The 22,068-nt window shown below is 65.8% G+C and carries 17 protein-coding genes; 9 read left to right on the top strand and 8 right to left on the bottom strand.

Going from position 1 to position 22,068, the window contains the following annotated elements; translation table 11 throughout:
- Positions 1 to 105: 105 nt before the first annotated feature.
- A complete protein-coding gene (locus ACZ92H_RS03520) occupies positions 106 to 1,056 on the top strand; it encodes a LysR family transcriptional regulator (protein WP_465048025.1) in 951 nt (316 codons plus the stop codon).
- On the opposite strand, the gene ACZ92H_RS03515 is transcribed toward ACZ92H_RS03520, so the two are convergent.
- On the bottom strand, positions 1,057 to 2,127 hold the full coding sequence (locus ACZ92H_RS03515; RefSeq protein WP_465048026.1) for a M29 family metallopeptidase: 1,071 nt from the start codon (positions 2,125 to 2,127) through the stop codon (positions 1,057 to 1,059).
- A gap of 261 nt (positions 2,128 to 2,388) precedes the next feature.
- On the opposite strand from ACZ92H_RS03515, the gene ACZ92H_RS03510 reads away from it, so the two are divergent.
- Positions 2,389 to 2,835, top strand: a complete 447-nt coding sequence (locus tag ACZ92H_RS03510) for a hypothetical protein (RefSeq protein ID WP_465048027.1) — start codon at positions 2,389 to 2,391, stop codon at positions 2,833 to 2,835.
- A gap of 205 nt (positions 2,836 to 3,040) precedes the next feature.
- Here the strand turns inward: ACZ92H_RS03510 and ACZ92H_RS03505 are convergent, their stop codons facing one another.
- Positions 3,041 to 4,543, bottom strand: a complete 1,503-nt coding sequence (locus tag ACZ92H_RS03505) for a choice-of-anchor X domain-containing protein (RefSeq protein WP_465048028.1) — start codon at positions 4,541 to 4,543, stop codon at positions 3,041 to 3,043.
- On the bottom strand, positions 4,540 to 5,433 hold the full coding sequence (locus ACZ92H_RS03500) for a hypothetical protein (RefSeq protein WP_465048029.1): 894 nt from the start codon (positions 5,431 to 5,433) through the stop codon (positions 4,540 to 4,542). Before ACZ92H_RS03500 ends, ACZ92H_RS03505 begins: the two co-directional genes overlap by 4 nt.
- Before the next feature lie 180 nt (positions 5,434 to 5,613).
- Here ACZ92H_RS03500 and ACZ92H_RS03495 point away from each other — a divergent pair, with 180 nt between their 5' ends.
- A complete protein-coding gene (locus ACZ92H_RS03495; protein WP_465048030.1) occupies positions 5,614 to 6,552 on the top strand; it encodes a hypothetical protein in 939 nt (312 codons plus the stop codon).
- A gap of 77 nt (positions 6,553 to 6,629) precedes the next feature.
- Here the strand turns inward: ACZ92H_RS03495 and acpA are convergent, their stop codons facing one another.
- Entirely contained in the window at positions 6,630 to 8,762 is a 2,133-nt protein-coding gene (acpA, locus tag ACZ92H_RS03490) for an acid phosphatase (protein WP_465048031.1), read from the bottom strand.
- A gap of 192 nt (positions 8,763 to 8,954) precedes the next feature.
- Here acpA and ACZ92H_RS03485 point away from each other — a divergent pair, with 192 nt between their 5' ends.
- Positions 8,955 to 10,256 (top strand): cytochrome-c peroxidase, encoded by a 1,302-nt coding sequence (locus ACZ92H_RS03485; protein WP_465048444.1) that lies wholly within the window; start codon positions 8,955 to 8,957, stop codon positions 10,254 to 10,256.
- Between the two features lie 139 nt (positions 10,257 to 10,395).
- A complete protein-coding gene (locus ACZ92H_RS03480; protein ID WP_131371840.1) occupies positions 10,396 to 10,725 on the top strand; it encodes a hypothetical protein in 330 nt (109 codons plus the stop codon).
- 48 nt (positions 10,726 to 10,773) lie between these two features.
- Here the strand turns inward: ACZ92H_RS03480 and ACZ92H_RS03475 are convergent, their stop codons facing one another.
- From ACZ92H_RS03475 to ACZ92H_RS03460, 4 genes are all read right to left on the bottom strand, one after another.
- Entirely contained in the window at positions 10,774 to 12,864 is a 2,091-nt protein-coding gene (locus ACZ92H_RS03475; RefSeq protein WP_465048032.1) for a tetratricopeptide repeat-containing diguanylate cyclase, read from the bottom strand.
- A 168-nt stretch (positions 12,865 to 13,032) separates the two neighbouring features.
- The gene (locus ACZ92H_RS03470) at positions 13,033 to 14,841 is read right to left on the bottom strand and encodes an ABC transporter ATP-binding protein (RefSeq protein ID WP_465048033.1); all 1,809 of its coding nucleotides are present in this window, start codon (positions 14,839 to 14,841) and stop codon (positions 13,033 to 13,035) included.
- Positions 14,831 to 16,582, bottom strand: coding sequence for an ABC transporter ATP-binding protein (locus ACZ92H_RS03465; protein WP_131371834.1), 1,752 nt, complete (start codon positions 16,580 to 16,582; stop codon positions 14,831 to 14,833). The genes ACZ92H_RS03470 and ACZ92H_RS03465 overlap by 11 nt, the downstream gene beginning before the upstream one ends.
- A gap of 261 nt (positions 16,583 to 16,843) precedes the next feature.
- On the bottom strand, positions 16,844 to 17,740 hold the full coding sequence (locus ACZ92H_RS03460) for a phasin family protein (RefSeq protein WP_465048034.1): 897 nt from the start codon (positions 17,738 to 17,740) through the stop codon (positions 16,844 to 16,846).
- A gap of 379 nt (positions 17,741 to 18,119) precedes the next feature.
- On the opposite strand from ACZ92H_RS03460, the gene ACZ92H_RS03455 reads away from it, so the two are divergent.
- From ACZ92H_RS03455 to ACZ92H_RS03440, 4 genes are all read left to right on the top strand, one after another.
- Positions 18,120 to 19,394, top strand: coding sequence for an amidohydrolase family protein (locus ACZ92H_RS03455; protein WP_465048035.1), 1,275 nt, complete (start codon positions 18,120 to 18,122; stop codon positions 19,392 to 19,394).
- A gap of 85 nt (positions 19,395 to 19,479) precedes the next feature.
- Positions 19,480 to 19,998 (top strand): GNAT family N-acetyltransferase, encoded by a 519-nt coding sequence (locus tag ACZ92H_RS03450; RefSeq protein ID WP_131371826.1) that lies wholly within the window; start codon positions 19,480 to 19,482, stop codon positions 19,996 to 19,998.
- Positions 19,995 to 20,525 carry a GNAT family N-acetyltransferase gene (locus ACZ92H_RS03445; protein ID WP_465048036.1) on the top strand — a complete coding sequence of 177 codons (531 nt, stop codon included), beginning with the start codon at positions 19,995 to 19,997 and terminating at the stop codon, positions 20,523 to 20,525. Before ACZ92H_RS03450 ends, ACZ92H_RS03445 begins: the two co-directional genes overlap by 4 nt.
- A 136-nt stretch (positions 20,526 to 20,661) precedes the next feature.
- Complete coding sequence (locus ACZ92H_RS03440; RefSeq protein ID WP_465048037.1) at positions 20,662 to 21,933, top strand: ABC transporter substrate-binding protein; 1,272 nt, start codon at positions 20,662 to 20,664, stop codon at positions 21,931 to 21,933.
- The last annotated feature ends 135 nt before the right edge of the window (positions 21,934 to 22,068 follow it).

Here is a 22,068-nt window from a genome sequence, read left to right as displayed (position 1 = left end):
GCGGCTCCGTAAGTAGGTAGAAGGCGCCATTGTAGGTGGGACGATGGACGCAAACAATCGGCAGGCGGTTGACAGATTGTCGCCAAAACGCAGACAATCTTTGACATGGATCAATTGAAAGCGATGGAAATCTTTGTCGAGGTGGCCCGTTTGCGCAGCTTTACCCTGGCGGGGCAGCGCCTGGGCCTGACGCGGGCCATGGTCAGCAAGACCATCATGCAGCTGGAGGCGCGGCTCGACGCGCGCCTGCTGCACCGCTCCACGCGCGAAGTGAGCTTGACGGATGCGGGCCGCGCCTACCTGGCGCCGTGCATGGCCACCGTCAGCCAGGCGCAGGAGGCGGCGCGCATGGTGGCGCACGTGGCGCAGGCGGGCGCCGGCCTGGCCGGGCCGCTGCGCATCCAGGCGCCGTCCAGCTTTGGCAGCGCCTGGCTGGCGGACGCCGTCGCCCGTTTCAGCCTGCTGCACCCGCAGGTACAGGCCGACCTGTTTGTCGACGATGCCCTGCTCGATCCCATACGCCACGGCTTTGACTTGACCATCCGCGTGGGCGGCATCCCGGACAGCAGCGCGCTGGCCATGCGCCCGCTGGCGCCATGCCGCGCCGTGCTGTGCGCCAGTCCCGCCTACCTGGCGCAATGGGGCATGCCGCAGACGCCGCAGGAATTATTGCGCCACCAGTGCCTGCATTTCAGCCACCTGACCGATGGCACGAACTGGCATTTCCAGCGTGGAGAAGGAGACGGGCGCGAGGAGGTGAGCGTGCGCGTGCAGGCAGGGTTTACGGCAAATAACGGGCTGGTGCTGCACCAGGCGGCGCAGCGGGGACTGGGCATCGTCTACAGCACCACGTTCCTGGCCTGGCGCAGCCTGCTCGATGGCAGCCTGCTGCCCGTGCTGACGGATTGGGAATTGCCGCTCAATCATTTGAGCGCCCTGTACCCGGCCAGCCGCCAGATGTCGCCCAAGGTGCGCGCGCTGATCGATTTTCTGGTGGCCGAATACCAGCCCGTGCCGCCGTGGGACCGCGAGCTGGCGGCGGCCGGCTTTTTTTAGTTAGTTGTACGCTACCGGTGCCACCGTCCACGCGCCATCCGCGTAGACGCGCTCGTCGTCCAGGTAGACGGCTTCGGTGACGGCGAAGATGTCCACGTGGTAGCGCGCATCCTTGCGCTTGAACTGCGGTTTTGCGTACACGCCGTGCTTGGCGCCCAGCGACAGGTGGATGCCGCACATGCGCTCGTAGGTGCCGATATCGTTGACCAGCTGTTCGCGCGAAAAGGCGCGGTTCATGCCGAAGCCCAGTTCGCGCACCCACACCTCGCCTTCGTGCGCGCGGATGATCTCCAGCATGGCGGTAAATTCCGGCGTGGCGTGCTCCGTGCCCGTCACGCGGCCCTTCTCGATGACCAGGGTGATCGGCGTGTCGGGGCGGTTGACCATGAAGTGCGTGTCGCCAAAGACGAAAATGCGCACGCGGCCATTCACGGCTTCCAGGTCCTGCGCTTCCGTAAACACTTCGCCCAGCGGGAACTGGCCGCCGATGTTGTTCATGCCGCGGTAGTCGCCGATATTGAGCTTGGCCGCTTCGAACGGCGAGGCGAAGACCAGCTGCTCGCCGCCGCTGTCGACCATGCCGTGGCGGGCGCCGTCGATGCGCGCCTTCAGCGCATGGCCCACGCCGCGGTAATAGGCGGGGTCGTAGGCCAGCGAGGCGATGTAGTGCAAGCCCTGCACGCCGGGCATGCGCGACAGGTGCACGTGCTCGATGACTTTCAGGCCCCGCTTGAACAGTTCGATGCGGATGCGGAACGCTTCCAGGCGGAAGCTGGTCGACTGGATCAGCACGACGAGGCTGCCGGCCGGCAGTTCGGCAAACGCGGCCAGCACGGCGTCCGGCGTGACGTCGTCGAAATCGATGAAGGCAGCGTCCGGCAAGGCCTGCTGATAGGCTTGCGTCAGCACGACATTGAGCCAGCTGCGCTTGTCGCAGACGACCAGCGCCCGTTCATCGGGCCGGTGGCAGATGGCCATGGCCAGCAGGTCGGCCACGTTTTGCGCGGCCACTTCGGTGGCGGCGGTGCTGATGGCATCAAGCCGGCTGGTGTCATTTTCGGGAAGCGTCATGGTGCGGGAGGGGGGCGTGGTGTAAACACGGCATTATAAGGCGATTGACGCGGGCGCCACCATTCCCCGTCCGGCGGAGGCCGGCGGCGGCGCGCTTGTTATCTTGTGTAGTGCCACACGGCAATGTATTATTTGATAGATAGCTTAACAGCGAGCCTGGACGTGGCCAGGTGCAGCGGTACAGTCCGCCAGCCCCATGCCCCGGTCCAGTGCGCTAATCAATATAACAGGCCAGCAGGCCAGGACAAAGAGCGTGATGCGATGAGCATAATTGGACAAGATATTCCCATGGAGCGGCCCGATACGGATGGGCGTGCCGCTGTGTTCGTTCCCGTCACGGGCGTCAAGGAAGATGTCTTGCTGACCATACGCAAGGGGGCGGCCATCGTCGGCTTTGCCAACCACGACCGTACCATCACCGTGTATTTTGAAAGCAACCGTTTTGACGACCCCGTGCTGGCCAAGTGGGAGCACAAGGCGCGCAAGGCCTATGACCGCCTGGTCGACAATGCGCCCACCGTGTCGAAGCTGACCACCAGCCCCGCCCATTTCGAGCAGATCGGCTACATCAACGGCAAGGGCATCACCATCCGCCGCATGGACAGCCTGCAGCGCTGGCTCGCGTATTCGGACGCCATGGCGTCGTGCCCGGAGACGGAGATTATCGCGCGCACGGTGATCGCCAAACCCGAAAGCGTCAAGGTGTAAGAGCGGCTGATAAAACGCCCAGGGCGTTGTTGCCTGCCCCTCGTCGTACTACAGTACTGCCTTCGGGGCGGCGCCTGGGCCTGGGCATTTTGTCAGCACGCTCCTGGCGCGCGTACGGGAGCCAACAATTTTGTCGGATTACGCGCGGCTTTGCCGCTCTAATCCGACCTACGCGACCTACGCGTGACCTCGCTCACGATCTCCATCACACGACGATAATATTCGCCTGCGCCTTGAGCGGGCAGGGCAGGGTGTCGTCGAAGGTGATTTCGATGGCGCTGGCGACGAACATGCCGCCGATGTGCTGGGCGGCGATTTCCGGCGGCGTGCCGGGCTTGGTCAGGTTGACGTCTTGCGCGAAGACGAAGACTCGCCAGGTACCGTAGACCTTCTGCTCGTATTGCAGAAAGGTCCGGTAGGCGCGTTTCAAGTCCAGGCTGGCAGCGTAGACGCCGTCATTGGCGCCCGGATCGAAGCCCAGGCCGTCATCGGTCAGCGATTCCACAAAATACAGGCCCTGCGGCGCCTGGAACAGCACGAAGGCATACAGCTCCGTGCCGCGGAACACATTGCCATTGTCGCGCTTGAAGCTGGCGCGCAGCCATAGCGGTTCGAATGCCTGCACGACGGCGGGCGTATCCGTTTCCACGGGGCCCGCCACGTGGATGTTGACTTGCGTTTCCGTGACGGCATGCTGATAGGTGGCGCCCGTGGTGAAGCGTTCGTATTCCCAGCTGATGTCGGCCGTGTAAGGCAGGCCCGCATTTGGCGCTTCCGGCAAGACCCATTGCGCCACCACGCGCTCGGCCAGGGTCAGCTCGCCGGCCGCAGGCGGTGTTGCTTCCTGACCACGCCAGAATGGGTCGGCCACGTCGGAACAGGCGACGGCGATGGCGCCCGAGGCGATGGCCGAGGCCACGCCCGCCACCGTGAATTCGGGCTGGCCCGAGCCGGCCCCTTCCAGCGAACAGCAGTGCACGTCGGGTTCCGTTTCTTCGAAGCTGCCGCCCACGCTGAAACTGGCCTTGCCGGAGCCGAGCGCGGCGGCAATGATGGCCACCAGCGCCGCGATGATGGCGATGATAATGGCGAGAATCTTCCACCACGGGTCGGAAAACGGCAGGTCCCCATGCATGCCCGCGTAGGCGGGATTCGGCGTCCAGACGAGCGTCATGCCGGTCGGTACGATCGGTCCCAGGCCGGGCGGGCAGCGGCACTCTTTCCCGCCTGTCCCCGTGCTGCCCCAGCGCTTGCCGGGCAAGTGGCCCTGCGGCTTGGACAGTACCAAAGTGCCTTCCTCGACCGTGCAGGTGTAGGTATTGGTGGCGCTGTCAAAGCGCGTCTGCGAGACGAAGATTTGCTGGATCGAACGGCGCGGCGCGTAGCCGTCAGCCTTGGCCACAAAGCTGACCAGGCGCTTGCCGGGCGCCGCATGCTGGAAGTCGGCATCCCACATCACCAGCATGGCCGCGCCGGCCGGAATGCTGGCAAAGAAAAAAGTGCGCGCCACGGGCACGATGCCGGGGTCGCCCACGCTTTCCAGGTACACCGTGACGTTGCTCAGGGCGCTGCTGGACATGTTGGTGACGTGGGCGGCGATGCGCAGGCCGTAGATGGCATTGTCGAAGATGCCGTCCGGCAGCATGATGTTGGTAACGGGCTCGATCGCGAATGGCCGCGTCAGTACCTGCATGGGGGTGTCGCTCATGATGCCTGCTCCTCGGTGCTGTGCTGATCCTGGCCTTGCTCCTGTTGCTGATCTTTCCCCTGATCCAGGTCGATGACGATGTACGTGATGCCGCCCATGACCTTGCCGTCCTGCGTTTCCAGCACGCGCAGCAGGGCATACTGGCGTGGCGGCAAGGCATCGGCGCGCAGGTTCAGGTAGGCGGCCAGCGCCTGGCCACGGGGCACTTCCAGGGCCAGCTTGTGTTCGCCGGGGCCGTCGCCGTTACAGTGGGGCATGCGCGACAGGCCCGCTTCCAGACGTGCTTCCTTGGCCGGCTGCCACCGCTCCAGGCCCAGGGTTGCCAGCACCTCGCGCGACAATTCGCCGCCGTAATCGAGCTGCAATTCCACTTTCCTCGTCACGCGGGGCAGGGCTGCCACCGAGATGGCCAGCAATTGCGCGCGCCGCGCCGCCAGCACCACGGTGACATTGCGCTGGGCAATCTGTTCATGCAAGGTAGGCTGGAAGGGGAAGCCGTTCGGCAGCGGGTCGGGCAGCGGATTGCTGTCGCCGGGACCGTGGGCCACGGCCAGCAGGCATTCGTGGCCACCATTGACGATCACGGGCACCCAGGGCACCAGGCACAGTACTTCCTGCGTGGCGCCCGCCGGCAGGTCGGCAAAGGCCGAGCCGATCTGCGTGGCGGCGCCGACGGCGATCTGGCCCGAGGGATCGGCCCAGTAAAAATCCACGCGCACGCCATTCGACGCGCTGTTGCCCGTGTTGTGCACGCGCCCCCACAGGTAATTTGTGGTCCCGGCGATGGGCGCACCGGGCGGCCCGTTCGGATCATTGCCCGGCACGACCCAGATGTCGGCGCTGTCCCACCACCAGGGCTGGCCGTCTTCGATGATGAGGTGGGCTGACATGGCATTCTCCTTGTCCGTGGCCTGTCCATTCAGCTTAGGGCGCAGTGGAGCAGGCCTTTTGATCAGTATCAAGTCCATGGATGACTGCGCGGGCGCGCCGTGGCGACGGCGGCGTAAGGTAATATTGCGGCAGAATGCAGCAGAGTAAATCCCGGAAAAGGTTGGAACGTGCTTGAAACAGTGAATGACGTTTGTCTGAATACCGCCTGCGGCCGCTACTTGCCGCTGCGCGTGGCGCATTGCCCGTTTTGCGGCACGCGCCAGGTGGCGCAAGCCGTGCAGGCCGTGGTGCCGCCCGTGCCGGTACCGGTAATGCCGCCGGCACCTGTGCCGCCGCCGCGCATGCCGCCGCCGACACCCGTGCCCCTGGCCAAGCCCGCGCCTGTGCCAGTCCCTGCGCCTGAGCCAGCACCCCAGCCGGCAGTCGCGCCCGCACCGGCCGCGCCGACGCCGTCCAAAACGTTACCGGCCAGGCCGGCAAGCAAGGGTTCGGTGCCGCCGCCGCGTCCGCCCGTGCGGCTGCGCACATGGATCGCGGCGGCCGTGGCGCTGGCGGGTATCTGGTTTATCAATAAACCAGCCGACAAGCCGGCCAGCGTGGCCGAGCAGGTCGACGCGGCCATGGCGCTGGCGGCGCAGTGCGACCTGGACGGGGCGCGCAGCGGCCTGGCCGTGCTGAAAAGCGCCAAGGCGCCGGCGGCGCAACTGAAACGCCTGCAAGCGGGCATCACGGGCGCCGCCGCCGCGTGCGAGAAGACGCAGCGGCGCGAGCAGGCGTGGAGTGCGGCCCAGGCATCTGTCAACCAGGCGCTCGACGGGGGCAAGCCGGAGCTGGCCGCCACGCGCCTGGCCGCCCATGTCAAGCGCTGGGGCGATGATCCCGATACCCTGGAACTCGATGCCAAGGTGAAGGTGGCGCTGGCCAGCGCGCAGCTCGATGCGGCCGACGCCTGCCTGGCGAAAGGCGACCGCGTGTGCCTGGAAAAGAGCCTGCTTGCCGCCGAGCGCTACAAGCGGCCGGAACTGGCGGCACGCACGCAGGCGCTGCGCACGGCGCTGTCGCAATTGCTTGAACATTCGCTGCTGGATACGGCCCCGGGACCGGTCCCGGGCCAGTAGCGCCCGGTAGCGCGCCATGAAAAAACGCCCGCCGCGGCCAAGCCGGGCGGGCGTCGTCCTGCCATCGGAAGCGATGCTTACTCTTGCGGCACCAGCGCCAGCGCGGCGCTGAAGTCGCCCATCGGCTTGCCGCCGTTGGCCACCAGCGCCTTGTCGCGCGTGGTCAAGCCATCGAGCACGGGCAGCGCGAAGCGGTGCGTGATGGCGCGCAGGATCGAGGCCGAATCGTATTGCGTATGATCAACCAATCCCTTTTTCACGTAGGGCGACACGAGGATGGCCGGCACGCGCGTGCCAGGACCCCAGCGGTCGCCTTTTGGCGGCGCGGCGTGGTCGTAGAAGCCGCCGTTTTCATCGTAGGTGACGATGACCAGCATGTTCTTCCACTGCGGGCTCTTTTTCAGCTGGGCGATGACGCTGGCGATATGCGCGTCGCCATCGGCCACGCTGGCGTAGCCGGCGTGCTGGTTCAAGTTACCCTGCGGCTTGTAGAAGGCCACGGGCGGCAGCTTGCCGGCGCTGGCGTCGCTGAGGAACTGGCTGTCGAAGTCGCGCAAGTGGGCGGCGCGGTAGGCGGGCGCCTTCACGGGGTCCATGCTGGCAAAGTAATTGAACGGCTGGTGGTGGAACTGGAAGTTCGGCGGGCTGGGGAAGCTGCTGCCGCGCGCGCTGGCCGTGGCCAGGGCCGTCGTGTCCTTCCAGGCGCCCGCATACCAGGCCCAGTCGATGTTCTTGCCCGACAGCAGGTCGCCGATGTTCGTCTGCGTCTGCTGCGGCAGGGTGGTGGCCTTGCTCGTGTCCGCATACAGCTTGCTGCTGTCGCCCGAGGCGGGGGCGTTGCTGCTGGGCTGGAACGGCGGCTGCATGGTATTGACGGCGTAGAACATGCCCGTGCTGTCGGCCGGCGTCAGCGCGCCGTCGTTGGCATAGCCGGGGGCGCCGTTCAGCACCGTGGCAGGCGCCGTGGCGGACGGCGTCAGGCGCAGGAAGTTGCCCTTGGCATCGACATCGATCTTGGCGATCGAGCCCTTGGCCACCGAGGTGTCGGCATTCGGGTAGGTGGGAGCGCAGGCGCAGATCAGGTACTGGTGCGTGAGGAAGGAGCCGCCGAAGGCGCCGATGAACAGGTTGTCGGCCAGCGCGTATTGCTTGGCGATCTCCCACAGCTGCATCTTGCTGCCGTCGTAATAGCCCATGGTCAGGCCGCCCGCGTCGGAATATGCCGCGAACTTGTCGTTGGCGCCGCCGTTGATCTGCATCTGGTTGTTATAGAAGCGGTGCACCAGGTCGCGCGTGATGACCGATTGCGGCATGTACAGCGGGCTGCTGGCGTCGTCGATCTGGAACGGCTTGTTGGGCAGGTTGGCCGATTGCGCCTGCGTGATGACGGTGCTCTGGCCGGCCGCCGCCATGCCGCCCCAGGTGGGTGGCAGCACGGGCAGGGTGCTGCCGTCGATGTCCTTCTGCGCCACGTAGGCCGAGGTCGATGTCGGGTTCACGCCCGGCACGCCGTTGGCGCCTGGGAACAGGCCGTACAAGTTGTCGAAGCCGCGGTTTTCCGCGTAGATGACGACGATGGTCTGGATGTTGTTCAATGCCAGGGCGCTGTTCAGGGCGGCCAGGGCATCGGCCGGTGCCGCCTGGGCGCTGGCGCTGGCGATCAAGGTCGTGACGCTGGCGTTTTCCGCCTTCAGTTTCGCCAGCTCGTCGCCGCTGGCCTTGTTGAAGTCCGAGGCCAGGCTCGCCTCCGACACGCCGATGCGCGCGGCCAGCTTGCTGCTGGCGGCGGCAAAGTCGCCGCCATTGCCTTCCATGACTTGCACCAGTTCCGTCGACAGGGCGCTGACGAAGCCGGCATGGCCGGCGGGGGCGCGCAGCAGCAGTTTTTGCGCCACCTTGGTGCCGGCGTCGCCGATCGCTTCGTGGCGGATGGCATCCGTGCCGACGGTGACGAGCACGGGGCCCTGGCCTTCCAGGCTGTAGCTGCCGTCGGCGGCCGTGCGCACGGCGGCCGAGCCGCTGTCGCAGGTCAGCTTGGCGGTGCTGCTTTCCACGCAGACCTGGGCGTTTTCATAGTAGCTGCCGATCACCTGGCCGGTGATGTGCGGCGTGACGGCGTAGTCGCTGCCGCAGGCGGCCAGGCCCAGCGACAGCAGCAGCGGCAGGGGGCGCAAGGCGGGGCGTAAAGCAATTTTTGCGTGCAAGTTCATTTTCATGCCTTCTGGGTGGAAAACGTCGCATGCTAGGCAGGCAATATGTCAGCTGCGTGACATGTCAGCCCCTGTTACATGACGTAATGTACGGTTTTGATACATTAGTTTTCGCAGGGTTTTGTCACGCAGCTGTCATCTGCCGCTGCTACGCTGCCCGACCATGTTCCCCAGCTGCGCCACCTTCCCATGATGAAATCGATGCCTTCCCTGCTGCTTGCCGCGTGCGCCTGCCTGCTGGCCGCCTGCCATCCCGCACGGCAGAAAGAGGCCCGGGCTGCCTCCCCGTCCGCGGCGCCCGCCTATCTGTCGGGCGCCTACGCTCCCACCCTGAAACGCCAGCCTGCCGTGGCGCAGATGACGGCCATGGGACGCGCCATGTTCTTCGAGCCCAGCCTGTCCGTCTCGGGCAAGCTCTCGTGCGCCAGCTGCCACAGTCCCGATCACGCATATGGGCCGCCGAACGCTCTGGCCGTGCAGCTGGGGGGGGCCGCCTTGCAGGATGCGGGCACGCGCGCGGCGCCCTCGCTGCGCTACATCCAGAACGCGCCCCCGTTCACCGAGCACTACCACGACGATGACGGCGACGACAGCATCGATGCGGGACCGACGGGCGGGCGCAACTGGGATGGCCGCGCCCAGTCCGGCCACGAACAGGCGCTGGCGCCGTTGCTGTCCCCGCGCGAAATGGGCAACCGCGACGCGGCGGCCGTGGTGGCCAGGCTGAAGGCCGGTCCGCTGGCGGCGCAATTTCGCCAGACGTATGGCGACGACATTTTCGAGCAGCCGGGCCAGGCGCTGCGCTGGGCACTGATGTCGCTGGAGGTGTTCCAGGAAAGCCCCGCCGATTTCTATCCCTACACGAGCAAGTACGACGCCGTGCTGCGCAAGCAGGCCCGGTTGACGCCGCAGGAAGCGCGCGGCCTGGCCCTGTTCAACGATGAGAACAAGGGCAATTGCGCTTCCTGCCATATCAGCCAGATCACGCAAGGCGGCGCCTTCCCGCAATTCACGGACTACGGCTTGATCAATATCGGCGTGCCGCGCAACGGCAAGCTGGCGGCCAACGCGGACCCGGCGTTCTTCGACATGGGACTGTGCGGCCCGGACCGCACGGATTTGCGTGAACACAAGGAATACTGCGGCAGCTTCAAGACGCCGTCCTTGCGCAATGTCGCGCTGCGCAAGGTGTTTTTCCACAACGGCAGTTTCACCAGCCTGGAGCAGGTGCTGCGCTTTTACGTGCAGCGCGATACGGCGCCGCAAAAATGGTATCCGAAGGACAAGCACGGCAAGGTGCGCAAGTATGACGACTTGCCGCCCGGGCTGGAAGCGAACGTGAACGTGGAAGCGCCGTTCGACCGCCAGCCGGGCCAGGCGCCGGCGCTGAATGAACGGGAAATTGCCGATGTGATTGTTTTCCTGCGCACCCTGACGGATGGCTATCAGGTGCCGCACCCGCTGCCGGGCACGCCATCGGGTAAAACTGGCTGAAAAGATATCAAGATACCATTGCTTACAAATACGCTACAAAAGCCCGATTTTATGTGCGTTAGCGAACGCTCGAAAATTTTAACCCGGTGTATATTGCGAACTGATCTGTGTCTTTTGATAACAATGAAAGGGAATAATCATGAAAGTAAGCAAAAATCTGATGACGTTGTGCGCAGCCGGGATGATCGTCGTGGCGCTGGCCGCTTGCCAGAAGAAGGAAGACGTTGCCGCCGGTCCCGCCGAGCACGCAGGCCAGCAAATCGATGCCGCCGCTGCCAAGGCTGAAGCCGACATCAAGGCCGCAGCTGAAAAAGCCGATGCCGCCGTCAGCAGCGCCGCTGCCGATACGGGCGCCAAGATGGATCAGGTCGCTGCTGATGCAGACAAGAAAATGACCGAAGCGGCCGATGCCGTCGGCAAGAAAGTGGAAAAAGCGGGCGAAAAGATGCAGGACGCCGCCCACAAGTAAGTCGCTGACAGGCCGCTTAGCCGGCCTGGCGCCGATAGCGGCCGGCCTTCAGCTGGCGGCCGCTGTCCCGTAATCTCCGCCGCTGCCCGCCGGGCGGCCCGCTGAAGCCGTCGCCGCTGCCGTTGCACCGCCCCCATCCATGCCGTCTTCCGTCCCCACCACCACGCTCAAGTCGACGTAGCCGTCGCGCCACGCCCGTTCCAGGTCCTGCTCCACCGCTTCCAGCGTCGTGCGTTCCACGTGCCGGAAACCGCGCAAGCCATAGGCCCGGTTGCGTCCGTGCGACTTGGCCAGGTACAGCGCCATGTCGATCAGGTTCACGCTGCGCTCCCAGCTGAGGGGCTGGCCCAGCGGCGCCAGCGGGTAGGGCGCAAATCCCACGGAGACGTGCACGCGGATGGCCTGCCCCTGGTACTCGATGGCTTGCGCGGCCACGCCATGCAGGATGCGCCGGGCGATGTCGTCGAGGCCATCGCGCGCCACGGCTGGCAGGAAGGCGAGGAATTCCTCGCCGCCCCAGCGCACGATCATGTCCGTTTCACGCAGTACCTCGTGCAGGGTTTCGGCGATGGTGGTGAGCACCAGGTCGCCCGCCGCATGGCCATGGCGGTCGTTGATGTGCTTGAAATGGTCGACGTCGAGCAGGAACAGGGCGCCGATGACATCGCTCCCCGCCGGCGTGGGCGCCGGCTGCGCGCGGCCCGCATGGCTGCGCATGAATTCCTGGAAATGGCGGCGGTTGTACAGGGCGGTGAGCGGATCGCGCGAACTCTGGCGCTTGAGCTCCTGGTTCTTTACCTTCAGCTGCACGTTTGCATGGCGCACCTTGCGGTACAGCAGGCCGACGATGACGGTGCCCATCGCCAGCACCAGCGCCAGCAGCCACCACACGCGCTGCTGCAGCCGGCGGTTATCGATCTCGGTGCTTTTGAGCTGGTTTTCCCGGCTCAGCAGCTCGATCTGGCGCTGCTTCTTTTCCGCCGCATATTTTTCCTGCAGCTCGTACACGGCTTTTTGCCGCTGCTGTTCGAACAGCTGGTTGGAAATGCGCCGCTCGCGGTGGTATGCCGTCACGGCGCCGTGCATGTCGCCCGCCTTTTCCAGCGCCATGCCGTACTCCAGCAGCACGGCCTGCATGTCCGGCTGGTTGGCCGTGCGCTCGTAGTAGGCCAGGCCCGTGGCCACGCTTTGCTTGCCCTCTGCCAGCCGGCCCTGGCCGATCAGCGCCTGGCCGATGTTCAGGCGCGCCGTCGCCTCCACTTGTTCATTGTTGACCAGGCGCGCCGCCGTGATGGCTTCATTCGCATAGCGCAGGGTGCGCGCGTAGTCGCCTTCCTTCAGGTAGCTGTCCGACAGGTTGACGAGGGTGGTCGCCACCATGCTTTTCGCGCCCAGCTGGCGTTCCAGCGCCAGCGCCGCCAGCAGGGCGCGCTGGCCCCGCTGCGGCTGCTGCGCGTCGAGCGCCAGCCCGTATTCCGTATTTTTCGCCTGCGCCATGCGTCCCGGCGAGGCCAGGGTGGCGGAGACGGCCAGCAGTTCATCGAGCACCTGGAAGCCCTTGTCGTACTCGCGCATCTGCGTGTACAGCAAGGTCAGGGCATTCAGGGCGGCGGCCAGGCTGGAAGGGGAATCGCTCTGGCGCGCCAGGTCGACGGCCGACTGCAGCTTGGCCAGGGCGAACGGGAAGTTGCCTTCCTCGGCCCACGACTGGCCCGCGCTGATGGTCGCCTGCACGCGCACGGGCAGATCGTCCGTGCGGTTGGCGATGCGCTCCGCTTCGAAGGCCAGCAGGTGCGAGGCGCGGCGGTCATTCATGGCGAACGTGATGTAGGCCTTGTTGAGCATGCCCTTGGCCAGCGCCACGTCGTTGTTGTTCCGGCGCGCCTCGGCGATCAGCTCTTCGGCCAGGTGCATGGCGATGTCGTGCTGCCCCAGGCGCATGCGGGCGTTGCTCAGCTGGGTGAGAAATTCGGCGCGCACGGGCAGGGGCGCGCTGCGCGCCTGGGCTTCCACTTCCTGCAGGCGCTGCAGGGCGCGCTCGGGCACGAAACGCCCGTCTTCGCGCACGGCGTCGATCTGCTGCTGCAGCGACGCTTCCTGTGCGCAGGCGGCGGGCGGCAGCCAGCAGGCCAGTAGCAACAGCCAGTGTGCCTTGCGCCATGATGCCCGTTTCTCTCTGCCTGCCAACGTCCCGCCCCCGCAATGCCCCACTTGTCTGCAACGATTATATTCTGTTGCAATCAAGAAATATCATGCGCACTGCAGAAATCTCCGAAAGTGCACACTACGGGCATTGACAGGACGTCATCACTGCGCCAGCTGCTGCAGCAGGTACAAACGCTGGTACAGGCCGCCGTCGATCTGCATCAGCGCGTCGTGCGGGCCCGCTTCCGTGATGCGGCCGTGATTGAGCACGATGATGCGGTCGGCGTCGCGGATGGTCGACAGGCGGTGCGCGATGGCGATGATGGTGACCTTGCCGCGCAATTCATTGAGGGCCGTCTGCACGATCTGCTCCGTCTGGCTATCGATGCGCGACGTGGCTTCGTCGAGCAGCAGGATGCGCGGCTGGCCGGCCAGCGCGCGGGCGATGGCGATCAGCTGCTTCTGCCCTGACGACAGGCGCGAGCCGCCTTCGCCCAGCGGCGTGTCGTAGCCGTGTTCCAGCGCGGCGATGAAGTCGTGCGCATGCGCGGCGCGCGCGGCCGTCTCGATCTGCGCCTGCGTGTAGCCGCGGCCCATGTCGATGTTTTCGCGCGCCGAGGCGGCCAGCAGGAACGGGTCTTGCGGCACCAGGCCCACGTCGGCGCGGAAGTGCTCGTTGTCGATGCTGTCGAGGGCCACGCCATTGATGGCGATGCTGCCCTGCGTGACGGGATAAAAGCGCAGCAGCAGGGACAGCAGGGTCGACTTGCCGCTGCCCGTGTGGCCGACGATGCCGAAGAAGGCGCCCTGGGGAATGGTCAGCGACAGGTCGTGCAGCACGGGCTGGTTTTCCACATAGGCGAAGGTCAGGTGCGAAATGTCCACGGCGGGCAGGTCGCTGCCCGCCTGTGCATGCCGCAGGGCCGGTGCTTCTCTTCCCTGTGCGTGTTCCAGCGCCTGCGCTTCGTCCAGCAGGGCCGAGACGCGCGCCGTCGCCACCACCGACTGCTGCAGCTGGCTGAACTGCATGGTGATCTGGATCAGGGGCTCGATCACGCGCGCGATGTAGCTGATGAACGCATACAGCACGCCCACTTCCACGGCGCCCATCTCGCGCCGGCCGAAGCTGAAGATGACGACGGCCAGCAGCACGATGTTGAGCATGTCGAGCGCGGGGCGCAGCAGCCAGGCGTTGGCGCGCAATTCCTGCATGCGCGCCGTGTAGTGGTCCTGGTTGATGCCCGTGAAACGGGCGCCGAAGCGTTTTTCCGCATTGTTCGCCTGCAGCACGCTCATGCCGCCGATCGATTCGGCGATCTGTCCGTTGATTTCGCTGCGCAGGGCGCGCGCGCGCGTCACGGCGGGCGCGCTCCAGCGCTGGTACAGGAAGACGATGAGCAGCACGGCCGGCAGCAGGGCCAGCACGATCAGCATCAAGCGCCAGTCGAGGAACGCCATGGCGGCCATCGTGCCGACGAGGACGATGGAGCTGTCGAGGATGACGAACAGCACTTGCACGTACAGCGATTTCACCGCCTCCGTGTCGTTGGTGACGCGGCTGACCAGCTGGCCCGTGATGGCGCGGTCGAAGAAGGCCATGGGCAGGCGCAGCACGTGCTGGTACACGGTTTCGCGCAGGCGCTGCACGGAACGCATGGCCAGGCCGGACAGGCGCACCAGCTGCAGGTAGCGCAGGCCGGACGCGACCCAGCCCGTCAGCAGGCAGCCGCCCAGCAGCAGCGACATGCGCGTCCAGTCCAGGTGGCGCGGCAGCAGGTGCTGGTCGATCAGGGCCTTGCCCAAAATGGGTCCCGTCACTTCCAGCGCGGCGGCGAGGATCAGCCAGAACGTGGCCCAGTACAGGTGGCGCAGGTCGGGCGCGGCGGCGCGGCGCAGCAGGCCGATGGCTTGCATGGCCTGGTGGCGCACGGATGGCGTGGCGCTGTCGGCCTGCTTGTGATCAGATGGCATCGAGGCTGGCCTCCAGTTGTTGATAGCGCCACTGGCTGGCATACCAGCCATCGCGCTGCATCAGGGTCTCGTGGTTGCCCGTTTCCGTCACGTGGCCATCGCGCAGCACCAGGATCAGGTCGGCATTCACGACGGCGCTCAGGCGGTGGCTGGCGATGATGGCGCTGCGCTCGGGACGCTTGCGGCGCAGTTCTTCCAGGTGCTGCAGGATGCGCGTTTCCGTGCCCGTGTCGACGGCCGACAGGGCATCGTCGAGCAGCAGCAGGCCGTTGTCGGCCAGGAGAGCCCGGGCGATCGCCACGCGCTGGCGCTGGCCGCCGGACAGGGTGATGCCCTTTTCGCCCACGTGCGTCTGGTAGCCGTCGGGGAACTGCAGGATGTCGGCATGGATGTCGGCCAGCTGCGCCGCCCGCTCCACTTCCTCGCGCGTGGCGCCGGGGCGGGCCAGGGCGATATTGTCGGCGATGGTGGCGGAGAACAGGAACGATTCCTGCGGCACCCAGCTGATGGCCGCGCGCAGCGCGTGCAAGGTGTAGGCGTCGAGCGGCTGGCCGTTCCACGTGGCCGTGCCCGATTGCGGCGTCACCTGGCGCAGCAGCACGCGCAGCAGGGTCGACTTGCCGCTGCCCGTCGGGCCCACCAGGCCCAGGGTCTGGCCCGGCAGCAGGCGCAGCGAAATGCCGGACAGCGCCGGCGCCGTCTGGCCCGCGTAGGCAAAGCCGACGTCCTGCAAGTGCAGGGGGCCGGGCGTCAGCGCATCAATAGTGCCATGGTCGTCGATGGCCAGCGGCGCGTCGAGCATGGGCTGCAGGCGCTGCCAGGCGGCGCGGCCCCGCTCGATCAGCGAGAGCACCCAGCCGGCGGCGAACATGGGCCAGATCAGCTGGCCCAGGTACATGGAAAAGCTCGTCAGCGCGCCGATGGTCAGCTGGTCTTGCCACACGAGGTAGCCGCCCAGGCCCAGCGTCAGGGCCGTGGCGGCCGTCAGGGTCAGGCCGACGGCCGGTTCATACGCCGCTTCCCAGCGCTGCGCCGTCAGGCTGGCGTTGGCCGCGTGGCCGGCCAGGGTGGAGAACTGCTTGCTGCTGCGTTCTTCCAGTCCCAGCGCGCGCAGGGTGCGCACGCCCGACAGCGATTCCTGCACATGGTCGTTCAGCGCGGCAAAGCGTTTCAAGGAATCCGTCGACGCCGTGTGAATATGGCTGGAGATGCGCCAGAAGGCCAGTCCCATCAGCGGGAAGGGCAAGAGGGCGATGCAGGCCAGGCGCCAGTCCACGCCCAGCAGCATGATGCCCAGCACCATCAGCAAGGTCAATGTGCCGTCGAAGCCGGCCAGCATGGCTTCGCCGGCGGCCATTTCGATGGCGTCGATGTCGTTGGTCGCCAGCGCCATCAGGTCGCCCGTGCGCTGGTTCTGGTAGAACGATGCGCCCTGCTGCGACATGCGCGTGTAGAAGCGCGTGCGCAGCATCACGCCCAGCTGGTAGGCCGCCTTGAACAGGGTGATGCGCCAGCCCACGCGCAGGAAATAGATGACGACGCCCACGGCGAGCAGGGTGAGCAGCTCCAGCCACAGCTCGGACGCCGTCATGCGGTGCGCGGCCAGCGCGTCGATGATGGCGCCCACGCGGCGCGGAATCCAGACGGTCAGGGTTGCCACGCCCGTCAGCATGACGGCAGCGGCGGCATACGCCGGCCAATGCTGACGCACGAAGCCGGCGATGAGCCTCGATAAACTCATGATTACCTTTTTTGTTGGGGGTGTCGCGGGGCGGAAGGAAGGGCACGCGGACAGAAAGTACGCGTAGGATACAACAAGGCAGGAAAGCGCGCTGTGGACGGGCACGCAAAAAACGGGCCGTAGCCCGTTCCTTGCCTTGCTGCCTGCCGCTTGCTGCCCGTACGTGCTGCTGCTGCCTGTGACGTGCCGCGCAGGCTGACGCGTCATGCCGGCTTGCCGGGCGTACTTGCCAGACTTATTTGCCAGGCGTATTTGCCAGTCTTACTTGCGGCTGCTGCCTTTGCCGCCGCCCAGCATGTCGAGCTGTTTCGATGGCGCCGCCTTGACGGCTGGCTTGGCGGCCGGTTTCACTGCTGTCTTGGCCACGGTCTTGCCGACGGCGCCGGCCGGTTTGGCGACGGGTTTGCTGGCCGGGAAGGACTTGGCGGCAGGCTTGGCTGCTGGTGCGGGCGCCGGCGCGGCGGCTTTCGCCGGTGCGGCTGCCGGTGCAGGCTTGGCCGTTTCCGCCTTCGCCGCTGGCTTGCTTTCGACTGCCTTGGCGGCGGGCTTGCTTTCCACCGCTTTTGCGACGGGCTTGTCGGCGACCTTGGCTGCGGGTGCCGGCTTGGCTGCCGGTGCCGGTGCCGGTGCCAGGGCCACCCTGGCGACAGGCTGGGGTGTTTCCGCGGCCTTGGCGGCGGCGGGGGCCGAGGCGGCGATCGGCAGGGTGGCGGCCAGCGGCAGCGGCGCCGCCGGCACTGACGCCAGCCGGGCGACCGGCGCTGCCGGGGCAGCCGCCGATGGCGCTGGCGCACGCGCAGCAGCGGGAGCGTCCGCGGGTGCGGCCGCGTCGAGGCGGGCCTTGGCCGAGGCCAGCAATTCCGCCTGGGTGCTCGAGGCGATGCCGAACAGCTGGCGGCTGTAGGCCAGCACGCTCTCGATATTCGGCTGCGCCTGGCTGGTGCTGTAGCTGAAGAAGTCGCGCGGGTCCTGCGTTTCCAGCAGGTGCTGCGCCGTTTCCGCCGTGTGCGACAGGGCGGCCTTGCCCGCGTTCAGGTTCAGGGCGATGATTTTTTCGGCGCTTTCGAAGACTTTATTGGTGAGCGTGCTGAGAATCTGCAGCTGGCTTTCCAGCTGTGATTTCGCGGCATTGGAAAATTGTTCAGGAATTGGAAACATATTTACTCCTTTGTACGGATTAAAATGCTGGCAAAACGCTCTGCAAAATCCCGAAAACCAGAGTTGGCCGCGTTTTGTAAAGTAGGTAGCGTGCTGAATTGCCATTACAGCCTGATTATGATGCAACGCAATATGAATATTCTAGCGGTGATTCGAGTTGGTTGAAAGTTATTTTTCTCAATGGGACCGCCCCTGTGGCTGCTGTATTCATCAGCCTGTCACTGAATGCCGGACATTTGCGCGTGCGCAAGGCGGTCGCCGCGAATCTGTGGCTACGCTTTTGCCAGTCGCCATATTCGTGCAGTGCAACATTTACCGTCCGATGGGCAAGAGCGCCATTGCCGCATTCGCCACATTCGTCAACTGAAGGAGTTTCCGCATGGACCTAGTCATCCGCAATGCCAGCCTGCCCGACGGGCGCCGCGCCATCGATATCGCCATCGAGGACGGCCGCATCGCCGCCGTCGGCCCCGCCTTGCCCATGGCGGGCACGCAGGAAATCGATGCGGCCGGCGACCTCGTCACGCCGCCGTTTGTCGATGCGCACTTCCACATGGATGCCACGCTCAGCTACGGCTTGCCCCGCGTGAACGCTTCCGGCACCCTGCTCGAGGGCATCGCCCTGTGGGGCGAGCTGAAACCGCAGCTGACGCAGGACGCGCTGATCGAACGGGCTTTGCAGTATTGCGACTGGGCCGTGGCGCGCGGCTTGCTGGCCATCCGCTCGCACGTGGATATCTGCGATCCGCGCCTGCTGGCCGTCGAAGCGCTGCTCGACGTGCAACGCCAGGTGGCGCCCTATCTCGACCTGCAACTGGTGGCCTTTCCGCAGGATGGCATCCTGCGCAGCCCCGGCGCCTTCGATAATCTGAAACGCGCGATCGCCATGGGCGTCGACGTGGTGGGCGGCATCCCGCACTTCGAGCGCAGCATGGCCGACGGCGCGGAATCCGTGCGCCTGCTGTGCGAATTCGCCTGCGAGCGGGGCCTGATGGTGGACATGCATTGCGACGAATCGGACGACCCGCTGTCGCGCCACATCGAAACCCTGGCGTATCATAGCCAGCGCCTCGGCATGCAGGGCCGAGTGACGGGCTCGCACCTGACGTCCATGCATTCGATGGATAATTATTATGTCAGCAAGCTCCTGCCGCTGATCCGCGAGGCGGGCGTGGCGGCCATCGCCAATCCGCTCATCAACATCACCCTGCAGGGGCGCCACGATACGTATCCGAAGCGGCGCGGCATGACGCGCGTGCCCGAGATGCTGGCGGCCGGCATCCCCGTCGCCTTTGGCCACGACTGCGTGATGGACCCCTGGTACAGCCTGGGCTCGGGCGACATGCTGGAAGTGGCGCACATGGGACTGCACGTGGCGCAGATGACGGGCCAGCAAGCCATGCACGACTGCTTCCTGGCCGTCACCGAGACGCCGGCGCGCATCCTGGGCCTGGACGGCTATGGCATCGCGCCCGGCTGCCATGCGGACTTGCTGATCCTCGATTGCGCCAGTACCGTGGAAGCGCTGCGCCTGCGGGCGGCGCGGCGCCTGGTGCTGCGGCGCGGGAAAGTCGTCAGCGAGGCGCCGCGCGCCTCCGCGCGCCTGCACCTGCCGGGCCGCCCTGACAGCGTGAATTTTCGCCTTGCGCGCTGACGGCGCTCCGGCATGCGCGTGCGCGGCTGGACGGCCCCGTCCAAATCACTGACAATCAGCGTAACTTGTTTGCCGGAGCTTCACCTTGAAAGAAATTGCCATCCGTCCCGCGCGGGAATCCGACTTCGACGCCATGTGGGCGATCTTCCACACCCTGGTCGCCGGCGGCGACACGTATACCTTCCCTGCCGACGCCACGCGCGAAGACTGCCACGCCTACTGGTTCGGTCCCGGCGTGCAAAGCTTTGTCGCCATGATGGGCACGGAGCGCCTGCTGGGCATGTACAAGCTGGTGGCAAACCAGCCAGGCCACGGATCGCACGTGGCCAATGCCTCGTTCATGGTCGACCCGGCCGCGCAGGGCGTGGGCGTGGGCCGCATGCTGGGCGTGCACTGCATGGAAGAAGCGCGCCGCGCGGGCTTCCTGGCGATGCAGTTCAACTTTGTCGTCAGCACCAACCTGGCCGCCGTCACCCTGTGGAAAAAGCTGGGCTTCACGGTCGTCGCGACACTGCCGCTGGCCTACCGTCACGCGCAGCTGGGCTATGTCGATGCCTACGTGATGTACCAGCTGCTGACCGATCCGATGCAGTGGCCGGCATGAGCGCCGCCATCGCCATCTGCGAGACGCCGCGCCTGCGCCTGCGCACCGTCACGCCGGACGACGCGGCCTTCTACCTGGAGCTGGTCAACGATCCCTCGTGGATCGCCAATATCGGCCAGCGCAATCTGCACACCGTGGAGGCGGCCCGCGCGGCGCTGGAAGCGGGGCCCATGGCGCAGTTCCGCGAACATGGCTATTCCCTGTATATCATCGAGCGCCGCAGCGACGGCGCGCCGGTGGGCATGGCTGGCCTGGTGCGCCGCGACAGCCTGCCCGGCCCCGATATCGGCTATGCCGTGCGGCCCGCCTACTGGGGCCAGGGCTATGCCTGGGAAGCGACGGCCGCCATCGTGCGGCATGCGCAGCACGTTCTGGGCCTGCGCACGCTGTACGGCATCACCTCGCAGCAGAACCAGGCGTCGATCAACCTGCTCAACAAGCTGGGGCTGCGCTACGAGCGTTTCTCGCGCCTGCCGCCCGAGGGCAAGGAAACGAATATCTACCGCAAGGATTTTCGCCTGGATTGAGGCGGCCAATGCGTATTGGAAAAGTGAAAAAAAGTATTTAGAAAGCCGCGTCTTTTGTAGTGGTGGCGCGCAGCCTTTGTTTTTATAGTTGGCATACCGGTGGAAAACCGCCGGACTATAAAAATGGAGACGTGTTATGAAAATCATGACTGCTGTTGCATGGGGCGCCCTCATGTCCGCCGGCTTTGCAGACGCCTCGGCGCAAAGCTGCTCGGTGCCCGTGATCAAGGTGCTGGCGCAAAAAAGCCTGGGCCTGACGGTGATGGAAAAGACCCTCGCCGAGTATGAAAAGAAGAGCGGCACCAAGGTGCAGATCAGCTATTTCGGCGAGAACGACCGCCGCTCGAAAGCCCGCCTCGACGCCTCCACCAAGGCCGGCTCCTACCAGATCTATTACATCGACGAGGCCAACGTGGCCGAATTCGCCACGGCCGGCTGGGTCGTGCCGCTGCTCAAATACCTGCCGAAAGAGGCCGACTACGACGATTTCCTGCCGGGCCGCCGCGCCGTCGCCTCGTACAAGGGCGTGGCGTATTTCGCGCCCCTGATCGGCGGCAGCGATTTCCTCTTCTACCGCCGCGACCTGCTGGAAAAGGCCGGCATCGCCGTGCCGAAGAAGCTCGACGAACTGGTGGCGGCGGTGAAAAAAATGCACAGTCCTCCGAGTGTTTATGGCTGGGCCGCGCGTGGCCAGCGCGGCTCGGGCATGAACGTCTGGCGCTGGTCGCCGTTCATGCTGGCCGCCGGCGGCAAGTGGGAAAAGGACGGCGTGCCGGCCTTCAATTCGCCGCAGGCCGTGAAAGCCACCACGCTGTACCGCGACCTGTTCAAGTATTCGCCGCCGGGCGGCGCCACCTACGACTGGAGCAATGCGCTCGAAGCCTTCAGGTCGGGCAAGGTGGCCTTCATGATCGAATCGACGCCGTTCGCCGACTGGATGGAAGACCCGAAGAAATCCTCGGTGGTCGACAAGGTCGGCTATGCGCGCCCGCCCGCGCCGCTGGCATCGGCCGCCTACGGCCATGGCCTGGCCATCTCCGCCACGGGCGCCAGGGATGAATGCACGCGCCAGGCGGCCGGCAAGTTCATCGCCTTTGCCACGGGCAAGGAGCAGGAACAGGCGCGCCTCAAGGACAACGTCTTCAGCGACTACAACCGCACCAGCACCATCAACAGCGACTACTTCCGCAAGCACGTCAAGCCGCAGATCCAGGCGGGCCTGACGGACACCACGCCCGTCTCGCGCGTCACCATCTGGCCCAGCCCGGAATGGCCGGACATCGGCGACAACCTGGGCGTGGTGCTCGAGGAAGTATTCACGGGCACGCGCGGCGACGTGCAGAGCGCGCTGGACGAGGCGAACGAGTATGCGACGGAAGTGATGCAGCGGGCCAACAGGCGTAAATAATCCCTTATCGCCAACGACTCCACCAGCTAAAACCAGGGGTCAGTCGCTTTGCGATCGGATTGGACCCCACTGGGGCGCAATCCCCCGACGGGTCTGACCCCAGCTCTTGCTTTTGGGGTAACGCCAGCGCTTGTC

Source organism: Janthinobacterium foliorum (assembly GCF_978021625.1).
Note: the sequence above shows the minus strand (reverse complement) of the source record. Positions and strands in the feature narration are given on the sequence as shown.

Coding starts and splice junctions, on each gene's coding strand:
- ACZ92H_RS03520 (WP_465048025.1), top strand. CDS start 106: ATGGATCAATTGAAAGCGATGGAAATCTTTGTCGAGGTGGCCCGTTTG.
- ACZ92H_RS03515 (WP_465048026.1), bottom strand. CDS start 2,127: ATGACGCTTCCCGAAAATGACACCAGCCGGCTTGATGCCATCAGCACC.
- ACZ92H_RS03510 (WP_465048027.1), top strand. CDS start 2,389: ATGAGCATAATTGGACAAGATATTCCCATGGAGCGGCCCGATACGGAT.
- ACZ92H_RS03505 (WP_465048028.1), bottom strand. CDS start 4,543: ATGAGCGACACCCCCATGCAGGTACTGACGCGGCCATTCGCGATCGAG.
- ACZ92H_RS03500 (WP_465048029.1), bottom strand. CDS start 5,433: ATGTCAGCCCACCTCATCATCGAAGACGGCCAGCCCTGGTGGTGGGAC.
- acpA (WP_465048031.1), bottom strand. CDS start 8,762: ATGAACTTGCACGCAAAAATTGCTTTACGCCCCGCCTTGCGCCCCCTG.
- ACZ92H_RS03485 (WP_465048444.1), top strand. CDS start 8,955: ATGAAATCGATGCCTTCCCTGCTGCTTGCCGCGTGCGCCTGCCTGCTG.
- ACZ92H_RS03480 (WP_131371840.1), top strand. CDS start 10,396: ATGAAAGTAAGCAAAAATCTGATGACGTTGTGCGCAGCCGGGATGATC.
- ACZ92H_RS03470 (WP_465048033.1), bottom strand. CDS start 14,841: ATGCCATCTGATCACAAGCAGGCCGACAGCGCCACGCCATCCGTGCGC.
- ACZ92H_RS03465 (WP_131371834.1), bottom strand. CDS start 16,582: ATGAGTTTATCGAGGCTCATCGCCGGCTTCGTGCGTCAGCATTGGCCG.
- ACZ92H_RS03460 (WP_465048034.1), bottom strand. CDS start 17,740: ATGTTTCCAATTCCTGAACAATTTTCCAATGCCGCGAAATCACAGCTG.
- ACZ92H_RS03455 (WP_465048035.1), top strand. CDS start 18,120: ATGGACCTAGTCATCCGCAATGCCAGCCTGCCCGACGGGCGCCGCGCC.
- ACZ92H_RS03445 (WP_465048036.1), top strand. CDS start 19,995: ATGAGCGCCGCCATCGCCATCTGCGAGACGCCGCGCCTGCGCCTGCGC.
- ACZ92H_RS03440 (WP_465048037.1), top strand. CDS start 20,662: ATGAAAATCATGACTGCTGTTGCATGGGGCGCCCTCATGTCCGCCGGC.